This window comes from Gilvimarinus polysaccharolyticus, from assembly GCF_001187555.1.
In the GTDB taxonomy this organism is placed as follows: Bacteria; Pseudomonadota; Gammaproteobacteria; order Pseudomonadales; family Cellvibrionaceae; genus Gilvimarinus; species Gilvimarinus polysaccharolyticus.
The window spans coordinates 1,378,847-1,399,071 of sequence record NZ_LFIJ01000002.1 but is presented as its reverse complement, the minus strand read 5'-3'; the positions used below and the strand labels follow the sequence as shown (position 1 = coordinate 1,399,071).

The window sequence follows — 20,225 nt, the reverse complement described above, 5'->3', positions numbered from 1 at the left end:
ACTGAGAGGGCCGGTATTGTACTGCAATTGATCACCCTTAGCAGCACTCGGGTGGCAAATATTGACCAATTCAGGCGCACACCGCACAATGACCTAAAGCGCACGCCAAATGGACGTCAGCGCAAATGCAGACTATTATTTAACCAAGCAAGGAGGCCGCTTTATACGACATGCGGGTGGCACATCACATTCAGAATCGTTAAAATCGCGCGAAATTTGTGCGGCTGACTTGCTCTAGGGGGCTCCCCCAGATCGCGGCACCGACCACAGACCGGCCACGCCGGAGAGGTAGGCCTTAATGTTGAGCAAACTCGGACAATATGTACGGCGATTGCCAAAGCGCTTCTCGATCAAGCGCACATTGTTTAGCGTACTGCTAATAGCAGTTTGCGCTACCATTACATCTAGTCGCCCACCCACAACCCTAGAGCAAGTACTCACTAACGGCACATTGGTTGCCATCTCTCGCAACGGTCCCACCACCTACTACGAAGGCCTAGATGGCACCACCGGCTTTGAGTACGCTTTACTGCAAGGCTTTGCCGATTCACTCGGGGTAACTTTAGAGATTCGCGAGCAAGAAAGCCTCAGCGTCATGCTCGATATGGTGGCAGCGGGCGATGCCCAACTGGCGGCGGCGGGCCTTACTATTACCCCGCAGCGACAAGCCCGCGTGCACTTTACCGCCCCCTACCTAGAGGTAACCCAGCAACTCATTTACAACCGCGGCGAAAATAAGCCCGAGTCTATCGAAGATGTTATCGGCGGCGACTTGCTGCTGATGACCGGCTCCTCTCATGTCGAGCGCTTGCAGCAATTAAAGGCAGACCATCCAGAGCTTGAGTGGCGCGAAGAATCCAATCTAGAAATGATCGACCTGCTGGAAATGGTCCACCGAGGCGAGGTAGATTACGCTATTGTCGACTCCAACGCTTATCACATTAACGCCCAAACCTTCCCGCGGGCACGACTCGCCTTCGATGTTGGCGAGCCCGATGCACTTGGTTGGGCTTTTCCGCAGCGAACCGACACCAGCCTGTACGACCGAGCTCAAGCTTACTTAACCGATATTAAAAAAAGCGGTACGCTCGACACGCTGATCGCCGAATTTTTTAGTAATGACGACCCAGTCAGTACCGGCGGCGCCTTACTCTTTACCCATCGCTTAGAGAATCGCCTGCCGCAGTGGCAAGAGCTGATACAAAAAGTAGCCGATGAAGTTGGGCTTAGCTGGCAACTATTGGCGGCTGTGAGCTATCAAGAATCGCACTGGGACTCAAAAGCCCGCTCGCACACTGGGGTACGAGGATTGATGATGCTGACTCGTGCTACGGCCAAAGAGCTTGGCGTCAAAAATCGCCTCGACCCAGAACAAAGTATGCGCGGCGGCGCCACCTATCTTAAAAGTTTATACGACCGCTTACCCGAACGGATCCAAGAACCCGACCGTACGCTGCTGGCGCTAGCGGCCTATAACACCGGCATGGGCCACTTAGAGGATGCGCGAGTACTGACTCAGCGCCACGGCGACAACGCCGACCTATGGCAAGATGTTGAAAAATACCTGCCACTACTGGCGAAACGTAAATACTACCGAACGGTTAAGCACGGCTACGCTCGCGGCTGGGAGCCGGTGCATTACGTTAATAATATATTGCGTTTTCGCGACATCATTGTTTGGCATGACCAACAAGAACAGCGCCGTTTGGCGATGGCCACTAGCACCGAAGAAGACACCGACGAAAGCACGGACGAACAAAAAACGCGGAACGATAACGGCATCATGCCCATGTCGGTACTTTAATGCGGACAGAGCGTATCTAAAGTTAAACCAAACAAAACCTCATGCCTATAAACTCAAAAAAATATTAAAACCGACAGGAGCTAAGAATGATCACCTACCTCTACTGGGGCGCAATTATTGCGTTGGCAATGATATTGCTGATCGGGCTGGGGAAATACAATTTTTGGAAGGCGGCATTACTCTGCTCGCTTGCGGTGCTGTTAGTCGGTTGGGCGGCCTACTATTTTCATTTTCAGCAAGTGTTTGTCAAAAAGTATGGCGGTGTAATGAGCATTACCGTTCCAGACGGGCAGCTGCACATTGCCGCCACATGGAAAGACGAAAACCTATGGATAGAAAACTACGACCCAAAAACCAACAGCTGCCACTTTAACGAGTATTCAAAAGGTAACGTACTGCAAGGTAAAGTGACTATTAAAAACTGCAATCCGCTGCGAACCAACAACAGCTCTCAGGCTCCAATAACCGCGGCTGGCAACAAATTGCAATAAAATCACTCCCCAGCGTTATTAGAGCCTTCACGCAGCTGTTTTTTCTCATGCCGGCGGCGCTTAAAAAAATCACTTAACTGTTGCTGGCACGCTTCGCGCTCGACACCACCGGTAATTTGAATCGAGTGATTGAAATACGGCGCATCCAACAACTGCGCCTGGCTCACAATAACACCCGCTTTAGGCTCGGTGGTGCCGTACACTAATCGCCCGACTCGCGCATGCACCATTGCACCGACACACATCGTGCACGGCTCTAGCGTCACGTACAAAGTACAATCGGTAAGACGATAATTGCCCAGTTTGCGAGCCGCATCGCGCAGCGCCATTAACTCGGCATGGGCGGTAGGGTCACAACCACCAATAGGACGATTGTAACCTCGACCAACGACCTGCCCTTGCCGTACCACTACCGCGCCAACCGGCACTTCATTATTATCGGCAGCTTGAGCGGCAAGCTCACGGGCTTCGCGCATCCACTGTATATCTTCGTTACTGGCCGCAACCTGAACGCTGCCACCATGAGCCAAACGATCCGTCTCTGCCACACTCATCGGCGCCACAAACGCAAAACGCGCAACCGTTTCGCCATCGCACTCGATTGTTTCAGTAAACATAGACAGCGGCCTTACCCACCAAGAAAAATCGCCGTACAAACAGCGGTATACCACTAAGGGCTCGCGGGTTTCACTGTGGGTTGCAATACGGTAAACGTAGTACTCGCCACCTTTGTAGTGACGATATAAGCCTGAGGGGATTTGCATAGAAAGCGTCCAAACACTTAAACATATTATAGTATCGCTAATTTAAGCATCTGTGAAATCAAGTTTGATAAGCGCCAAGCCTAATATTCAAACTAAAGCCGATAAAAGTCTTAAAAACAGTATCGGCTATCACTCAAAAACGGTTTAAACCTTATTTACATTCGCTGCATAAGCATAAAACTCATTAATCCATTGTCGCTGCGGGGTTAACGACTCGGCCAATGACGTCATTGCTTGAAAATGCTCCGCCACTTTAACCTTAACAAACTCATCGTATTCGGCGTTATTTTCGAGTGCTTTGGTAGGGTAGTTCATACCATATAAAATAGCCAAAAAGCTTTCGCGCTGAAAAAACTCTATATCTGCTGAAAAATCGTAATGTGTTGGTATAAAGTTTTTCCAAAGCAACAGCCTCTCGCGAAGCAAGTCAGACATTTTAGTAGGTGCAGTACAGTCTCGCCAAAAAGCACTATCTTGGCGATCAGAAATTAGATAGTGCAGTTGTACAAAATCAATAACTCTTTCCCAAATGTATTCAACTCGCCGGTTTACTTGCTGGGCACGAGCCTCCAAATGATCTCGATGATCTGGTAGAAGTTTAGCTATCAAAGACGCACAATAATCAGTAATAACAATCGAGGTGGACTCTAACGGCTCGACAAAGCCTTGAGCCAAACCAAGTGACGTGCAATTTTTTAACCAGAACTTCTCTCTATAGCCGGTCTTTAGAGGTATCTTTCTAACTTTGCTCTGACAAAAGTTAGCGCCATGATAAAGCTCAAACTCTGCCATGGCTTGTTGCTCTGTCATGTGGGCTGAAGAATACACAAACCCAGTACCTCGTCGTGTTGTTAGCGGAATATCCCAAATCCATCCTGCCGTGTGTGCTGTAGCTGTTGTGTAAGGCGCTATTTCATCATCCGAACTTGTGGCAACCTGTAAAACCAATGCTTGATCTGGAGCAATCTGATCACTTTTATCAACCAACCCAACACCCAGTGCTTTCTCCATAAGTAAGGCACTAAACCCACTACAATCAACAAAAAAATCAAACCCTTCCGTCTCGCCATCATCATAATTTAAAGACTCAATAAAGCCATTGTCATCGAGATTAGCAGACAACACCGTTTTTTGTTTGTATAAAACATCAAACCTACGCTTTGCATTGTCGGCCAACAATTCAGAAAACTTTTTAGCGTCAAAGTGATAGGCGTAATTAACCACGCCCTGATAAGGCGGAGAGTTACGTAATTTTGGGCATAGATTGCCCTCTGCGGCCAGATACGTCTTAGCTAACTCAGAAAACTCATAAAATGAACCAGTCGGTTTATTAGACAGCCAATAATCAGTGGCATCAACACCTAAAGGATATGGCGCATCAAAAGGATGGTAGTAAAAATTATCTTTTTTAGGTGCCATCCAGTTTACAAACTTAATGCCCATCTTAAACGTAGCATCGCAACGCAATAATAATTCGGCTTCACTAACCCCAAGCTTTTCTAGGCTTTTTCTAATGACGGCAACGGTTCCCTCACCAACGCCAATGGTAGGAACATCTTTAGATTCTACCACCGTAACACTAAAACCCTCCCTCGCGCTAAGCTCAAGTCCCAAATGATTTGCCGCCAGCCAGCCCGCTGTGCCACCGCCCACAATCGCCACTTTTTTTATTTTCATATCAGTAACATCTCTTGCATGCAAATTTACAGCGTACCGTCAAAGAAAAAACGTAAAATAATAAAAAGCGCGCAGCATTTCTGCTGCGCGCTTTATCAACCATTTTACTAGCACGCTTTACTAAAAGGTTGCTCTAAGGCTTAACGCATAACGACGGTCGGTCATGAAGTTAAGCGCCTCAGTTTTATCACCTTCTTGGTTCAACTGATAGCGAGTTTCAGTCTCGGTACCCAACAAGTTGCTGGCCTCGATGCCCACTTTCCAGTTGTCATTGATAGTGTAATAAAAACTGGAATCCATCATGCCTTGTGGCTTGGCGTAAGCAGGTACAAACTCCTCAGACTCACGCAAGGTCAACAAGTACTCCGAACGCCAAGTGTATGCCAAGCGGAACGATACATCTCCGTACTCATACATACCCACGACATTCAAGTTCTCATCAGAATAACCTTGCAGAGGCAAATCACTAAACACACGGAAGGAGTTGCGGCTATCATTAAGCCGGCTACCGTCTTCTAAGAAGCCAAGGCCACCCGAGCCAACTACAGGCTCATTGGGATCTTCCAAACCTTGCTGGTCGATGTAGGTAAAGTTAAATTGCATACCTAAACCGCTTAGAGCACCCGGCAAGAAATCGTAGAACTGCGAGTAAGAGAACTCCACACCACGAATAGTGCCCGAGCCAGTATTATCTGGGCCATAAGCAGAAACATCATAGTCTACACCGCCGTTTTCGACAGGCAGATCAAACTGCTTATTGCGGATAATATTATCCAACTCTTTGTGAAACAGGCCAACCGTTAAGGAACCCGCAGGGGCGAAATACCACTCGGCAGTCAAATCCAAGTTGGTTGACTCTTCAGGCTCCAGATAAGGGTTACTCGCATACGCTGTATAATTAACACCATCAAGAGCGACAACCGGGTTGGTTATATCGTCCTGAGGCGAGTCTGGGTCTTGCAAGCGTCTGGTGTAGTCCACGCTCAAAACGGTAATATTTCGTGTGTCGACCAAGCTTGGAAAGTACAACCCTTGCGATGCCGCAAAACGTACTACCACGTCTTCAGCCACACCAAAACTTAAGTTTAAGCTTGGCAGTACTGTGTCGTAATCGGTGCCTTGAACTGTACTCAGCGCAGACTCACCCGTGGCGATGTCATACAATGCAGGGTAATCGTTCTGCATTACATCATTGAGTGAGGTGCCTGGTTCGCCTCGAGTTTGCAGACTAGGATGCACAAACGCACCGGTAGACTCCAGCTCGTAACTTACATAACGTAAACCTACGTTACCTTTAATGGGCACGGCTAGGTCATCAAACTCAAAATCACCACGCACATAAAACTCGGTACGTTGCTCGTTAGACGAGCTGATATTATGAGCTGCAAATGGCCCGTCTACCCGATTAGGCTTGTCGGTATAAGGCACATAAACACCGTCACAAACACCACCATTAGCCGCGCTGCTGGTGGCATTGTGCCAACCATCGGCACAGCCTTGGCGCAGTGAATCGGCATAGTTTTTAACAAGCTCTGCATCAGGGAACAAGAAGCTGTTAACCGGCCCTTGCAACACTTCACCATCGTAATAACCAGAGAAATCAACAGCCTCAAACAACTCAGGACTTAGATACGATGAAGCGGCCACGCGGTCTGCTTCGATCCAAGGTGTACCGATAGCAGACCAACCTTCGTAGTTGGTATCGCGAACGGTTAAGTCTTTATCTGAGAAGTAAACACCGGCTTTAATACCGGTAAATACGCCATCAAACTGATAATCAACGTCAATTTTAAAACTATCGGCTTTGGCGGTATTATGCTGCTCTTGCTCCATACCCGAACCTAAGAACAGGTTTGGCTCAACTCCTACAAGCGCATTGCCGTCTGCGTCTCTGGCCCAACCAGGGCTCTGAACTGCATCACTCAAGTATTCAACGGTAGGACGATCGCCACGTAAATCAACAAAGTAAGGCGATACATTGGCAACAGGACCACCCCGAGTCTGCGCGGAGATGCCGTAGTTATGGACGATTTGCTCTGAGTCTACGTGTTGGTAATCCAGCCCAACCGTTAAACGATCGGTTGGCGTCAGCGTCACATTAAGGGAGGTGTCTTCAACCGTATTTTCGTTGTAGTTCCAACGAGTACGATAGTTCATAGGCACTTCAATGTTATTACCCAACGCAACACCTGAGGTTAAAAAACCATCTTCATCAAAGGTGCGTGGATAACCATTTTCGGCATCATCTACCCAATCATGTGAGCTTGCCATAAAGCCTTTAAAGCCCTGCGCTGCCTGGCCAATTTGGCGCTCTGTGTACTCAAGAGAAGCTTTAGAGTTGATGTGCTCTAAGGTCGCCACAATGGTTTCATCATTGTTGGCGTACTGCAAAGAGGTAGTAAAACCTGTACGCTCACGATCATTGTCCGCGGTGCTCATGTGAATTGCCGCAGGGGTATATAGTGAAGTACCTTCTAATTGGCCTTCAATCGCTGAGCCTTCATACGGTGAAACATGAGCATCCTCTGGAGGGATAACATTAGCGGTAGGCCCCGTACAACTAGCGTCCCACTGCCAAGCGTTATTGCCATTATAGTCCATACATGGGCTATCCCACTGGCCAACCACTTTACCAGGCTGACCGACAAGCCCACCCCAATGATCCCAACTTGCAGGCGGAGTCGTGTCTACACCACGCTCGTGGAAATTACCCAAACCAACACCATCACCTCGGGTTTTGTACTCTGAGAAAGCGCCGGAGATCAAGAAGCCAAACTTACCCGCATCGGTTTCCCAGCTATCTGAAAACAACGCTGAAAACGAAGGCGTAGTTTCTTCACGATAATCACCGTAGCTTGCCTTGGCCGAAAACGACAACAACTGCTCATCGGAATCAAAAGGTTTGCGAGTAATTAGGTTAACCGTACCGGCTATACCACCAGAGATAAGATCGGCCGTTTGGTTTTTAACAACCTCTACCGCGCCTAACAACTCGGCTGGAAAGTCTTCATAACTTAAACCACCCCAAGGGTTAGCGCTAAAGGCGTCACGACCGTTAATTTCTGAGCGCACACGATCGAGACCACGTACCAACACCCCTGTCCCCTCATCCGCGTAGTGCTTAGGGTCGCTGGAAGAGGCAAACCGTTCAATCGTTACACCGGGAATTCGCTGCAGCGCTTCGGTCACACTTTTATCGGGCAGAGCGCCAATATCAGAGGCGGTAATAACGTCTTTAACCGTATCTGCAAAACGCTTAATATCCTGCGCGTTTTCAATGCTTACGCGCATACCACGAACCACGACTTCTTCTAGGACCTCTACAGAGTCTGCGCTCTGATCCTGCGCCATCGCGGGTAACGCCACTCCGGCTGTTGCTGCACAGACTGCAATACTGAGTAATTTTTTATGAAATTGCATAGCCACCTAACCTCTATTTATATTATTTTTGTTGATGGACCGAAACACTCACTGCACTTGCGCTGTTAGCCTACTAATGAATACCGCTTACCCTAGCTAAAATTCGCACCGCGCTCCGTCCGTAAAGTACGCCAAGAATGTTAGTAAATATCACACTTTTAGACAAGCTAAGATAGAAGTTTTACTCACCCAGGACAACGTTGTCAAGCGTATGTAAATAACTCGAGACTCTGCCACCGCTACAGCCTTTAAAGCTGATCGATTATTGGCTTTACTTTCAATTGGTTAGGGCTATTTTGCAGACTTGATCGATTTGCCGTGAGGATTGTTGGCAGCCGTTATAAAGCCGCCCGGTTTAAGGCAAATACAGAAGGATCGCTCTTTGAATTTAAGGCGAATAAGTTATGGCTATCTCTGTTTACACAACACCGTCTTGACGCAGCTGAGCTATAGCGGCGGGAGTTAACCCCAGTAAATCCTGTAAAACAGCAGCGGTATGGCTACCCACCTCAGCTCCGGGCCAGTCGGTACGCCCCGGGGTATCGGTCAACCTTGGCACGATGGCAGGGATATCCAGCGCCTTACCATTAACTTCTACCCGCTCAAACATTCCACGGGCTTTAAAGTGCTCGTCGGTAAACATATCGGCAACGCTATAAATAGGACCAGACGGTACACGGGCCGCTTCTAGCTCGGCCAACACTGCAGCGCTGTCTTTGCCCGCACACCAGCTCGCCAAGGCACGGTCGATCTCCTCTTCGCACTTAACCCTTCCGGCGTTATCGACCATACGCGGATCAGCCGCCATATCAGGACGCCCGGCGGCCGTCATTAAACGCTGAAAAATCGAATCTCCGTTACCGCCAATAACGACATACTTGCCATCGAAACAGCGATAGGTATTGGTAGGGACAATGCCGGTAACGGTACTGCCCGAGGGCTCGCGCACGATACCTGCCCCAGAGTATTCGGGAATGACTCCCTCCATTAAATTAAACATAGACTCATACAGTGCTACGTCGACCACCTGACCGACTTCAGCGTTGCTGCGTTTGCGTCCAAGCAATGCCAACACCACACCAAAGGCCGCATGCAATCCGGCGATAGAATCACCAATACTTAAGTTGGGCCTCACTGGTGCATCACCGGGGTGGCCATTCACGTAACGAAAACCACTAACCCCCTCACACACCGAGGCAAACCCAGGCTTGGCCGCGTAAGGGCCCGTTTGGCCATAGCCGGATATGCGCGTGTACACCAACGCAGGATTTAGTGCTTTAACATCATCGGGGCCCAAACCCCACGACTCCATCACACTTGGGCGGAAGTTTTCGATCACCACATCGGCGTCACGCATTAAATCCAACGCCAGCTCACGGCCCCGCTCTGATTTAAGATCGAGAGTAATACTCTTTTTATTGCGACCAATGCTGCGCCACCAAAACGAGGTACCATCGTCTAGCGCGCGCCAACCACGAATCGGATCACCTTTACCGGGCGGTTCAACTTTAATAACCTCGGCGCCAAAATAAGCCAGTAAACAACCGGCAAAAGGGCCGGCAATTAATTGGCCGAACTCAATAACCCGAATGCCAGCCAACGGGCGGGGGTCAGATTGACTCATAAAACTTCCCTATTGTTCTTTATTATTAAGACTGTGCCGGGTTAGCCAAGAAGAGAGTAGCGCATCATAGGGTCAGCACAATTTTGCCGACATGACGGCTAGACTCCATCAGTTCGTGAGCCTGATTCGCCTCGGCTAGCGCAAACTCTGCCGCCATCACTGGGGTCACAACAGCCCGATTTAAAAGCGGCCAAACATGTTGCTCCAGCTCTTTGGCAAGTGCGGCTTTCACCTCATCCGAGCGCGCCCGAAGAGTCGAGCCCGTTAGGGTTAAACGCTTAAGCATCACCGACATAAAATCCAGCTCAACCCGACTGCCCGACAAATAAGCGATATTGACAATACGCCCATCGACTGCCGCCGCTTTAATATTGCGGGCAATATAATCGCCGCCCACCATATCGAGAATAACATCGGCGCCACCCTCTGCTTTTACCCGCGCGACAAAATCATCGCGGCGATAATTAATAGCAATGTCAGCACCTATGGCTTGCGCTTTTTGGCATTTTTCATCGCTACCGGCCGTGCATATTACCCGCGCATCAAACGCGCGGGCCAACATAATGGCAGTGGTACCTATACCACTGGTACCGCCATGCACCAATAAAGTTTCACCCGCCTGTAGCGCTCCGCGTTGAAACACATTGTGCCAAACGGTAAAAAACGTTTCGGGCAGTGCCGCGCCCTGCTCCCAACTAAACCCCTGTGGCACCGGCAACACTTGACCGACCGGTGCGACACAGTATTCGGCGTAGCCACCACCGTTAACCAACGCACACACCCGATCACCGATTTTCCAGCGGCTAACACCTGCACCGCATTCGACGACCGTGCCCGCAACCTCTAACCCAGGTAATTCTGAAGCGCCCTCTGGGGCTGGGTATAAACCTTGGCGCTGCATCACATCGGGGCGATTTACCCCTGCCGCGGCAACGCGAATCAGCACCTGTCCGGCAGCTGCGCGCGGGCACTCCAGCGTTTGCAGCTGCAACTGGCGATGAACAATAACCTGTGCTTGCATCGCTGTAGGTAATGTCATAACAGTGTTAATCGCACCTTTATCTATTACACGTTTTATGGCGCGAGTCGATCAATTCGCCATTCGCCAGAGTCTTGCTGGGAGTAACGAAAACTGTCGTGCAGGCGATGCGCGCCGCCTTGCCAAAACTCTACCTCGGTAGGCACGATTCGGTAACCACCCCAATGTTGCGGCAGCGGTATCGGCCGGTTAGCGTAACGCGCCGTAAGAGCCTCAAAATCCGCCATCAGTGCGGCGCGCGATTCAATCACCTCACTCTGTTGTGAGGCTAAAGCTGCTAGCTGACTTTCACGAGGACGCGAGGCAAAGTAAGCCTCCGCATCATCTTGCCCTAATACCTCAACCCGTCCCGCTACTTTGACCTGTCGATCCAGCGGGTGCCAAGGGAACAACAAGCTTGCTAACCCACTGTGCGCCAATTCGCCACCTTTGCGACTCGCCCGATTGCTGTAAAACACAAAGCCTCGTTCGTCTAGACGCTTAAGCAGTACGATACGTTGCGACGGCTGACCACTCTCGGCAACCGTTGCCAACACCATGGCCGTAGGGTCGCCAAGTTCGGCCGCCACGGCCTCATCAAACCAGCGCTGAAACTGCGCCAGTGGGTCACCGGTTAAATCATCACGACGCAAACCACCTCGTGTGTACTCGCGCCGCATCTGTTCAAGTTTTTGCTGCTGCTTAGGGTCTTGATTCATTACCGAGCCTTTCTTGGTCTAACCGCTTTTAATTGAGTTGTTATTATACGCGCCGAGTACCGATAAAGTTTAGACGATTGTTTCGCAAGCAAAAAAATACCCGCTGCCAAAGGCGGCGGGTATCCTCAACGAGCAAAACAAATGTGCGCCTTAGGCGTTAAGTGCCGCCTGCACCTGAGCACCGTATTCAGTATCGCAACGGCTAATCAAGGCCACCATACGCTCTTGCACTGAATCGTCGGCCTGACTCAAGCCGCCGACAATGTTGCCCACCAGCTGCTGCTTTTGATCATCGCTCATCAAACGGTACAAGTCGCCCGCCTGAGTATAGTGATCATCGTCCGAGGTATCATAGTGTGTCGCCGCGGCACCCGACAAAGCCAATGGCGGCTCGGGTACGTGATTGCTCACATCCGGCGCACCTTCTGCGGCACGATCGTTAGGATAAAAGTTTGCCCCAGAGCCTTGCACGCTACCACCGCTATAAGGACAGCCGGTCATTTGGCCGTCGCGCTGATAATTGTTAACCGGGCAACGCGGGCTATTCACCGGTAACTGGTTATGGTTTACCCCGACACGATAGCGCTGCGCATCTTGATACGCCAACAACCGCGCTTGCAACATTTTGTCTGGTGAGGCGCCTATGCCTGGTACCAAGTTGCTCGGCGCAAATGCCGCCTGCTCTGTTTCGGCAAAATAGTTTTGTACATTGCGATTCAACTCCAGCGTGCCCACCTCTTGCAAAGGAAAATCTTTATGCGGCCAAATCTTGGTCAAATCAAACGGATTGATACGATAACTCTCGGCCTGCGCCTCGGTCATAATTTGCAGTTTCACCGCCCAGCTTGGGTAATCGCCGCGATCAATCGCCTCGACTAAATCCTGTTGCGCACCAAACGCCGGAAGCTTCATGGCCTGATCATCGGTTAAGGTTTTAATCCCCTGGTTCGATTTAAAATGCCATTTAACCCACACGCGCTCACCCTTAGCATTCCAAAAACTTAAGGTGTGTGAGCTGAAACCATGCATATGACGGTAGCTGGCGGGAATACCCCGGTCACTCATCAAAATTGTCATTTGATGCAACGATTGCGGGTGGTTGGCCCAAAACTCAAACACAGCCTGCGGATCGGGTAAGTTAGTGCGCGGGTTTTTCTTTTGTGAGTGAATAAAGTCGGGAAACTTTATTGGGTCACGTAAAAAGAACACCGGCGTATTGTTACCCACCACATCAAAGTTGCCCTGATTAGTGTAGAACTTAACCGCAAAACCGCGCGGATCGCGAGCGTAATCGCTAGAATCCTGCCCACCCCCGACGGTAGAAAAGCGCACAAAAACGTCGGTCTGCTCACCGACTTTCTGTAAAAAGCTGGCAATGGTGTGATCCTGCAAACTGCTATTTAACGTAAAGGTTCCATAGGCTCCCGTGCCACGGGCATGGACAACCCGCTCAGGAATTCGCTCACGATTAAAATGTGCCAGTTTTTCAAATAAATAATGATTATCGAATGTAAGCGGCCCGCGTTCACCCGCACTAATGCTATTGTTGTCGTCAGTGACGGGGGCGCCGGCGGAGGTTGTTAATGTCGTTTTATTCATGGTTGCGTTTTCCTTACGAGGTTTAGCAGTAACACGCTGAATCTATGATAGAAACTCAATTCAACACAATGACCTTAGTATAAGCACCACACCGCATTAGTAAAATTAATTGTAAGAATGAAATCAATAGCATTAATTTATAGGCCAATGGAGCCGTAAGACCGATAGCCGCTCTATACTTATAGCAGCACTGGACGAATTGTGAATTCACAGGTACAAATGGCTACCGCGCAACGATTAGCCACCGTATAATTGGCGCTTATTTCTACAAATTCGAGGTATCATGAGCCAGCCGCAAAAACCTGTAGGTGTCCTTCTGGCCGGCGGCCTTGCGCGCCGCATGGGTGGTGGTGACAAATGCTTACTGCCCTTGGGCGACAAAACCTTATTAGCCCACAGCGTCGAGCGCTCACGCGATCAAGTCAGCGAACTGTTACTCAGTGCTAATGGTAATGCCTTGCGCTTTGCCCGCACTAAGCTGCCAGTGGTGCCCGATGTGTTTGCCGACAACCCCGGCCCCATGGCTGGCATTCACGCGGCTATGAGTTGGATGAGCACAAACAGTGACAGCGAGTGGCTGGCCAGTTTTGCCTGCGATACACCATTTTTCCCCACCAATTTAATCGAACAGCTCGCCGCCGCCAGCAGCGATGAGACAAAAATTATCGTGGCAAGCTCCGGCGGTCGTATGCAGCCCGTTTTTGCCCTGTGGCATAAGAGTCTACTATCGGATTTTGCCGCGACCCTTGGCAGCGGCGACGATATTCCGTGGTTACAACACTGGATCGCCGAGCGTCCGCACGCGGTCGTCGAGTTTACCTCTGAGGCCTGCGACCCATTTTTAAACATCAATGTGCCCGCCGATTTGTATCTCGCCCAAGAACTACTGGGCAAAATTGGCTAACATCCCCAGCGCGACAAAAGTCGCCCTTTTTGCTACACTGCGGCGCTTTATTGAGCAACCCAGATAGACAGCCGTCTTTAAAATACAATGACTCACTTGTTAATACGCACCTTATTAGAACCTATGGCGACGATCACTCCACCATAGGCGTATGCCCGCCTAACTGTCTGTTTCGCGTGTTAACCGTAAACTGCCTCTCGTCGAGTTACCTTTACACGCTTTGATCACCTGATTTTTATACGAACATTTAAGCAATGCGATAGGCGTGCCTAAGCACTGCCTAGCATTGACTGATTGGATACCCAAAACATGATGAACCATTTACGCCAACACTGGCTTAGCAATATTCGCGGCGATGTACTCTCCGGCTCTGTCGTCGCACTCGCTCTCATTCCAGAGGCTATCGCTTTTTCTATTATTGCCGGTGTCGATCCCAAGGTGGGCTTATACGCCTCTTTTTGTATTGCCTTTGTGACTGCATTTACGGGTGGTCGTCCGGCTATGATTTCGGCCGCCACTGGCGCCATGGCACTGCTAATGGTCACCTTGGTAAAAGACCACGGATTGCAATACCTGCTGGCCGCCTCGGTCCTGTGCGGGGTGTTTCAGATTATTGCCGGGTTATTTAAGTTGGGCGGGCTGATGCGCTTTGTCTCACGCTCGGTTGTGACCGGTTTTGTTAACGCTTTGGCAATTTTGATCTTTTTAGCACAATTGCCCGAGATCACCGGCGCCAATGCCACCTTGTCCGTCTTTGCTTTGCTGGCCGCAGGTCTGGGTATTATTTATTTACTGCCCTATATCACTCGCGCAGTACCTTCACCTCTGGTGTGTATTGTCAGCCTAACCATTGTCGCCATCTATTTTGGCATCGATGTCCGCACCGTGGGCGACATGGGTGAGCTGCCCGACAGCCTGCCAATATTTTTACTGCCCGATATCCCGCTTAACTTTGAGACACTGCAAATCATCTTTCCCTACGCCATCACTATGGCCGTCGTGGGGCTGCTTGAGTCGATGATGACAGCGACCATTGTCGACGATTTAACCGACACCGAAAGTAATAAAAACCGTGAATGTGTCGGTCAAGGCACCGCCAACATCGCCTCGGGCTTTTTGGGCGGCATGGCCGGTTGCGCCATGATCGGACAGTCGGTTATCAACGTTAAATCCGGCGGCCGCACCCGCTTATCGACCTTAATTGCCGGCGTATTTTTGCTGATATTGGTGGTGTTTTTAGGCGACTGGGTAGCACAAATTCCTATGGCCGCGCTGGTAGCGGTGATGATTATGGTATCCATTGGTACCTTTAGCTGGTCATCTGTCGCGGCCTTGCGCAGTAACCCTAAAAGCTCCTCCATTGTGATGGTAAGTACTGTCGCCGTGGTGGTTGCCACCCATAACTTGGCCTTAGGCGTACTGTTAGGTGTACTGCTTAGCGCCTTGTTTTTTGCCCGCAAAGTGGGCGACATTCTCTACATTGGCAGCACGATTGACGAAGCCGGTGAGCACCGCAGCTATCAAGTCATCGGCCAAGTATTCTTCACCTCGGCCGAGCAGTTCATCGCAGGCTTTAATTTCAAAGAAGCGGTGGATAAAGTTACCATCGATTTGCACCGCGCTCATTTTTGGGACATTACCGCTATTAGCTCACTGGATAAGGTGGTACTTAAGTTTCGTCGCGATGGCACCGAAGTCGAACTGATCGGTCTCAATGAAGCCAGCGCCACGTTAGTCGATCGCTTTGCGGTACACGACAAACCCGAAGCAATCGACCAACTTATGGGTCACTAACCGCTAATGGCCAATAAAAAGGATACTCCAATGCGCAATAAAGTTATCGCTTGCATCGACGATTCACAATATGCCCAAGCCATCTGTGATTACGCGGCTTGGTCTGCCAAACAAATGGGCGCCCCTTTAAGCCTGCTGCATGTGCTGGCCAATTTACCGCACCCAAGCAATACCAACTTAAGTGGCACCATTGGTCTAGGCTCACAAGAAGCGCTGCTAGAAGAGCTGGCCGGCCTTGACGAGCGCCGCAGCAAGATCGCTATGGAGCAAGGTAAAGCCATGTTACAAGCGGCGCGTGAGCGCGTGAGCAACCACGGCATTGCCGAGCTAGAATCGCGCCAGCGGCACGGCGAACTGCTCGATACCCTAAAAGATTTAGAAGATGAAACCCGCATGCTGGTGGTGGGCAAACGTGGCGCTGATACCGCCAGCGCCCACGGTCATATCGGCAGCCACCTAGAAGGCATTATTCGCACCATGAACTGCCCGGTGCTTATCGCGCAGCAAAGCTTTACCGTCCCCAGCCAAATCATGATCGCCTTTGATGGCAGTGCCACCGGATTTAAATGTATCGAGATGGTAGCCGCAAGCCCGCTGTTTAAAGGTATCAGCTGCCATCTAGTCATGGCCGGTAGCGACACCCCAGACAACCAGGCAGCACTCGCCAAAGCTCAAGCCACCCTCAAGGCTGCCGGCTTTGACAGCAATACCGCCTTAGTCGCGGGCGACGCAGAAAAAGCTCTGGCCGATTACCAGCAGCAACAAAATATCGACTTACTGATTATGGGGGCCTACGGCCACTCACGAATTCGTCACTTTATTGTTGGCTCAACCACCACCGCGATGATCCGCCGTACGCGGATCTCACTGCTGGTATTACGCTAATGAAAATCTGCCTTCGCACGTGGCGTATGCTGTGCGTCGCGCAGTTTTTTGTCATGCTTGTCAGCTATATCGGTTTTGGCGTAGCCAAAAACCCGGGAGCCGCAATTGGCGACTATAACGATTTACTGATGCACTTTAGTGGATACGTTGCGGCGGGAGTCTCTATAGGCTTTGCCTTTGGCAAACGCTCAAGCCTATGGCGTTTTATGGTTCTGTTTTTATTTTCTACGGCTATCGAGTGCATCCAATACACCCTACCTTGGCGCAGCTTTGACGTGCGCGATATTGCGGCCAATACTGCAGGAATTTTGTTGGGATTGTTGGTGTGGTGGTTGGCGGGGTTGGTTGTTAGCCGGCTGGAAAAATAAGTGTTATAGAACTAGCTTACATTACAAGTCTTCGACTTAAGCACGTGTCATTATCCTGTATAAATGCACACAAAACTTGCGAGAGAAAGTACTGGTGAGCGGCTGGATTTAAACTGGATACGCGTTAGTGCACTCAGATAAACGGGGCGTAAGCGCCGCTTTAGAATACCGGACGGGCAAAGAGCGTGACATTCTTACTGCATTAAAATGATCTGGGATTTAGAACAACGGCGAGCGGCAGGTCATTAAAGACCCTACGGTAACAGCCTGCTGCCGTAGGATCTTTAATATAATAAGATTACTGGGGTTGGACATCACCGCAATCGCTGTCTAGCCATTCGCCTTGATGAGCGACGGTCATTTTCTGAAGTTTACCCTGCAGCTCGACATCGGCACTAGACTCGCCTGAGTAACGAGTATCGCCATCAAGCGTGATTGTGCCCTCCGAACGAGTTTCGCCACTACAGGCAAAAGTAATCGTCGTGCTATCGCCACTGCTGCTACGAGCGGTTTCTTCGCAATCGTTATTTTCCATTAACGCTAGGTTGCCCTCGGCGGCTTTTTCTGGGGTGAGGCAGGTTTTAAATGTTTGGTTCTGGAAGTCAAAATCGACGCCCTGCGACTTCATCATGTTCTGCATCATCTCGCGTTGCGCGGCAGGCATAGCTTGCATCTGCTCGCGTAATTGCTGCATCATCCGCTCAAACTCACCCGTCTCGCTGGTGAACTGTAACTGGTGCTGCCATAAGCCGGGTTTCATGTTGGAGTCTGCCGCCTGGGTAGCGCTTACACTAAGCGCCAAAACACCAATAGTACTGAAGGCCATAACGTGTTTAAGCAATTTCATAGGTTCGTCCTTTTAGCCAATAAATAGTGTTTGAAGTCTGCCCCAGTCCGCGCACCAATTCAACCGCTGCCGCGTTAAGCCCTAATAGGTTTTAAACAACACCACGATTAAGAGCATCACGCCCCATAAGCGATGTAATATTTTGGATGTTAATCCGAGGGCTACGCTTAGCCTTCCACTCGCTCTGCTAAACCAAGTCCAACTGATAACTCACCAATATTACTAGAGTAAGTCAACGAAGAAAAAGATCCGTCGTGATTAAGTGACAGCATTCATAAAAATACTATAAACGCCTAAAAATCAGGACTCTATCTGGGCAATGAATATTTAATAGTTGTATATGCCTGCTAACTGAGCTCTAAAATAATTCTAATTATTATTGTTTTTATTGACTCTCAACTTTGCCTTTAACGTAGTCAATTTTGGGGGCTTTAAAACCCATTGCAGCCCACGAGGCAAGTAACTTCCACATAAACCAAGCGGTATGTTTTTTGGGGCTTGGTATATCATCTGTGAACTCAACACCAGGGCTTCGATGCCCTGTCATCGTACGCAGTTCAATCTTTGGTTGGTCAATTGCTGCGAAACGATTTTTGTATATTGACAGCCAGTGCCCGCTTTTAAATTCAACAAACATAGCCGAGTTACAGCAAATAGCCACCACCCTCCGGGTTGGCGCTTGTGGGGTTAGCCGGTGTTCGCGTAACAAGTCGTGGCCTTGCTGGCAGCGCACACGGTCTTTACGGTACATCATATACTCGGTGCTATCGTCCGCAGCCATAATGGCCGATGCTTTAGGCCGAGCCTCTAATTGGTGGCCCGCGACTCTGCAGCTATTGCAACAACACGCAACGGTCATAATGGGGGCTCCGCTAACAGCAAACGACACGCTCCCACATTGGCAGCTCGCTATAACCTTATGATTGTCCACGCTAGCCTCTGTTTGATGTTAATCGTATTTTTATTGTTACCCACAATGTTAAGCGCCTCAAGCACCAAGCAACGGCAGGTGCTTTACGCTATGGTACGTTAGGGCCAACTGCAAGCAGTGGCCCAACGGGCTATCCTGGATGCTGCAGTTCAACGGGATAACCACAGCTCTATTGCCCTCGTAATCAAACTCGCTGGGGTAAACCTCTTTAAAGGTTTCAACCAGTCGAGTCTGACAATGAAAAAACACTTTGATGACGTCGGGATCTTTTGGCTTCCAGTCCATTCGTATGGTACTGCCACCTTTTACTTGGTAACTGGCTTCATTCCACTTAAGGGCTTCTGTAACCGTATTCAGGTTGTTCTCTTTTGCCACCAAAAATATAAGTTGGCGCACACATTGAAGCTGCTTTTGTGCGGCGGCTGGATAGCTTGAAAATTTAGCGTTTATGTCAAGTTTCACGCAGCCACTCTTGTTGTAATGCGCAACGCGTTATTAATGTAAGCCACTATATACTTGCCTCATGTAGGGATCGAAAAAAGCAGCGCTACTCACCTTTCAGGTTATTTATCGTCTAGCATCTTACCCAACGCGGTGCCTATTGAGGCCGCCCCGCCCAACTGCCAACCTCCGTCTACCGGAATCACCGCGCCGGTAATAAAGCTGGCTAAATCGGAGCTTAAAAACAAACAGGCATCGGCAATATCGCGCGGCTGGCCCATGCGTTTAAGTGGAACGGTTTGAATGATTTTGGCGCGCATCTGCTCGCCCGGCGCCAAGCGCTCCATTCCCTCGGTACCCTCGATAGGGCCGGGAATAATCGAGTTGATCCGCACGCCTTCGGCGCCCCATTCGAGACTTAAAGTACGGGTGATCATATCCACCCCAGCTTTAGCGGCACAAACGTGAATTTGCCCAGCCATGGCAAGCTGAGCTTGCGGCGCCGAGATATTGACAATGGCCGCACCGGGTTTACGCAAATAAGGGTAGACCGCACTCATGACATGCCAAGTTCCTTTCAGATCGATATCCACCACCGCGCTAAAACCATTATCGGATAACTGCCGAGCCAGTGCGGGGAAGTTACCAGCCGCACCTGAAATGACGATATCCAGCGCCCCCCAGCGAGTGTGCAACTGGCCCACAGCATCACGTACAGCATCACCATCGCGCACATCAGCACTGTAACCACAGGCGTCTTCTGCACCCAGCTCGTGAAGCGCCTTTACCGTTGCATCAATTTTATCCTGCGATCGGCTAATCACGCACACCTTGGCACCACAGCTGGCGTAACGCTCGGCAATACCTCGACAAATACCGCTGGTACCACCAACGACTAATACGATTTTTCCTGCACAATCAATAGTTACAGCCACAGCC

Annotated in this window: 17 protein-coding genes; 6 read left to right on the top strand and 11 right to left on the bottom strand. The window is 50.0% G+C overall.

Annotation, left to right across the window (positions count from 1 at the left end; translation table 11 throughout):
- The first annotated feature begins 298 nt into the window (after window positions 1-298).
- Window positions 299-1,804 carry a membrane-bound lytic murein transglycosylase MltF gene (gene mltF, locus GILYN3_RS14660; RefSeq protein WP_049723692.1) on the top strand — a complete coding sequence of 502 codons (1,506 nt, stop codon included), beginning with the start codon at window positions 299-301 and terminating at the stop codon, window positions 1,802-1,804.
- Window positions 1,805-1,890: 86 nt separating this feature from the next.
- Entirely contained in the window at window positions 1,891-2,295 is a 405-nt protein-coding gene (locus GILYN3_RS14655; protein WP_049723691.1) for a hypothetical protein, read from the top strand.
- Window positions 2,296-2,297: 2 nt separating this feature from the next.
- Here the strand turns inward: GILYN3_RS14655 and tadA are convergent, their stop codons facing one another.
- The 7 genes from tadA to GILYN3_RS14620 form a co-directional block, all read right to left on the bottom strand.
- Window positions 2,298-3,059, bottom strand: a complete 762-nt coding sequence (gene tadA / locus GILYN3_RS14650) for a tRNA adenosine(34) deaminase TadA (protein WP_084005475.1) — start codon at window positions 3,057-3,059, stop codon at window positions 2,298-2,300.
- A 144-nt stretch (window positions 3,060-3,203) separates the two neighbouring features.
- The gene (locus GILYN3_RS14645; protein WP_049723690.1) at window positions 3,204-4,736 is read right to left on the bottom strand and encodes a tryptophan halogenase family protein; all 1,533 of its coding nucleotides are present in this window, start codon (window positions 4,734-4,736) and stop codon (window positions 3,204-3,206) included.
- A gap of 120 nt (window positions 4,737-4,856) precedes the next feature.
- A complete protein-coding gene (locus tag GILYN3_RS14640; RefSeq protein ID WP_049723689.1) occupies window positions 4,857-8,156 on the bottom strand; it encodes a TonB-dependent receptor in 3,300 nt (1,099 codons plus the stop codon).
- A 418-nt stretch (window positions 8,157-8,574) separates the two neighbouring features.
- Window positions 8,575-9,780 (bottom strand): CaiB/BaiF CoA transferase family protein, encoded by a 1,206-nt coding sequence (locus GILYN3_RS14635; RefSeq protein ID WP_049723688.1) that lies wholly within the window; start codon window positions 9,778-9,780, stop codon window positions 8,575-8,577.
- A 64-nt stretch (window positions 9,781-9,844) separates the two neighbouring features.
- Window positions 9,845-10,819: an NAD(P)H-quinone oxidoreductase gene (locus GILYN3_RS14630; protein ID WP_084005473.1), complete on the bottom strand. Its 975-nt coding sequence runs from the start codon at window positions 10,817-10,819 to the stop codon at window positions 9,845-9,847.
- Window positions 10,820-10,854: 35 nt separating this feature from the next.
- Entirely contained in the window at window positions 10,855-11,517 is a 663-nt protein-coding gene (gene pdxH / locus GILYN3_RS14625; RefSeq protein ID WP_049723686.1) for a pyridoxamine 5'-phosphate oxidase, read from the bottom strand.
- Window positions 11,518-11,667: 150 nt separating this feature from the next.
- A complete protein-coding gene (locus GILYN3_RS14620; protein ID WP_049723685.1) occupies window positions 11,668-13,116 on the bottom strand; it encodes a catalase in 1,449 nt (482 codons plus the stop codon).
- Between the two features lie 283 nt (window positions 13,117-13,399).
- Here GILYN3_RS14620 and mobA point away from each other — a divergent pair, with 283 nt between their 5' ends.
- From mobA to GILYN3_RS14600, 4 genes are all read left to right on the top strand, one after another.
- Window positions 13,400-14,020 carry a molybdenum cofactor guanylyltransferase MobA gene (gene mobA, locus GILYN3_RS14615; protein WP_084005471.1) on the top strand — a complete coding sequence of 207 codons (621 nt, stop codon included), beginning with the start codon at window positions 13,400-13,402 and terminating at the stop codon, window positions 14,018-14,020.
- Between the two features lie 309 nt (window positions 14,021-14,329).
- Window positions 14,330-15,814 (top strand): SulP family inorganic anion transporter, encoded by a 1,485-nt coding sequence (locus tag GILYN3_RS14610; protein ID WP_049723684.1) that lies wholly within the window; start codon window positions 14,330-14,332, stop codon window positions 15,812-15,814.
- Window positions 15,815-15,844: 30 nt separating this feature from the next.
- A complete protein-coding gene (locus GILYN3_RS14605) occupies window positions 15,845-16,699 on the top strand; it encodes a universal stress protein (protein ID WP_049723683.1) in 855 nt (284 codons plus the stop codon).
- Entirely contained in the window at window positions 16,699-17,067 is a 369-nt protein-coding gene (locus tag GILYN3_RS14600) for a VanZ family protein (RefSeq protein ID WP_049723682.1), read from the top strand. Before GILYN3_RS14605 ends, GILYN3_RS14600 begins: the two co-directional genes overlap by 1 nt.
- 298 nt (window positions 17,068-17,365) lie before the next feature.
- Here GILYN3_RS14600 and GILYN3_RS14595 read toward each other — a convergent pair whose 3' ends face one another.
- The 4 genes from GILYN3_RS14595 to GILYN3_RS14580 all read right to left on the bottom strand — a co-directional run bounded on the left by GILYN3_RS14595 (window position 17,366) and on the right by GILYN3_RS14580 (window position 20,221).
- Window positions 17,366-17,914 (bottom strand): DUF3617 domain-containing protein, encoded by a 549-nt coding sequence (locus GILYN3_RS14595; protein WP_049723681.1) that lies wholly within the window; start codon window positions 17,912-17,914, stop codon window positions 17,366-17,368.
- Between the two features lie 385 nt (window positions 17,915-18,299).
- Window positions 18,300-18,551, bottom strand: a complete 252-nt coding sequence (locus GILYN3_RS16745; protein WP_198147366.1) for a hypothetical protein — start codon at window positions 18,549-18,551, stop codon at window positions 18,300-18,302.
- Window positions 18,552-18,902: 351 nt separating this feature from the next.
- Window positions 18,903-19,307 (bottom strand): hypothetical protein, encoded by a 405-nt coding sequence (locus GILYN3_RS14585; protein ID WP_049723679.1) that lies wholly within the window; start codon window positions 19,305-19,307, stop codon window positions 18,903-18,905.
- Window positions 19,308-19,408: 101 nt separating this feature from the next.
- Window positions 19,409-20,221, bottom strand: a complete 813-nt coding sequence (locus GILYN3_RS14580) for an SDR family oxidoreductase (RefSeq protein ID WP_049723678.1) — start codon at window positions 20,219-20,221, stop codon at window positions 19,409-19,411.
- Window positions 20,222-20,225: the final 4 nt, after the last annotated feature.